Here is a 638-nt window from a genome sequence, read left to right as displayed (position 1 = left end):
TACAAGGCAGAAAAACCGACCTCGACTCCTCCGGTTCAGGACCAGACTCCGCAGAAGCAGTACGCGGAAAACTCATTCTGAAACCGTCATTTTAACTGACCTCTCCCTGGCGGTGACACACTTTCCGTCAGGAAGGTGTGTTCCGTTCATCAACTGATTAAGGAACACAATATGTTAAATTCAACAACTGTCTCCACCGGCATGCTGGCAGCAGAATTCGCCGGTCTGTCTTTACCCTTACAGGTCCTTCGCAGCGGTGCCGGCTTCTACATCGGTACGGCAAACGAAATGGGCCCGGTATCCCGTGAATCCGTGGAGTATTTTGCCACTGCTGAACTGGCTGAACGTGCGCTCGAACAGGGCACATGGTCACAGCGTGAACAGTTTTAAGGAGAAATCATCATGGCTTCAAGAGGGGTAAACAAGGTAATTCTCATAGGTAATCTGGGGCAGGATCCGGAAGTTCGTTATTTGCCCAATAGCAATGCGGTGGCGATGCTGTCACTGGCGACGTCAGATACCTGGAAAGACAAACAGACAGGTGAGCAGAAAGAACGCACCGAATGGCACCGTGTGGTGATTTACGGCAAACTGGCAGAAATTGCCGGTGAGTATCTGCGTAAAGGCTCCCAGGTGTA

At 51.1% G+C, this 638-nt stretch carries 2 protein-coding genes; both read left to right on the top strand.

Going from position 1 to position 638, the window contains the following annotated elements; translation table 11 throughout:
- The first annotated feature begins 171 nt into the window (after positions 1-171).
- A complete protein-coding gene (locus tag BZK42_RS28030; RefSeq protein ID WP_080861655.1) occupies positions 172-390 on the top strand; it encodes a hypothetical protein in 219 nt (72 codons plus the stop codon).
- 12 nt (positions 391-402) lie between these two features.
- Positions 403-638 (top strand): single-stranded DNA-binding protein (ssb, locus tag BZK42_RS28025; RefSeq protein WP_143329790.1); only part of this gene is annotated, 236 nt, incomplete at its 3' end.

The organism is Citrobacter braakii (genome assembly GCF_002075345.1).
Classification (GTDB): Bacteria; Pseudomonadota; Gammaproteobacteria; order Enterobacterales; family Enterobacteriaceae; genus Citrobacter; species Citrobacter braakii.
This window is presented reverse-complemented; position numbering and strand designations above follow the sequence as displayed.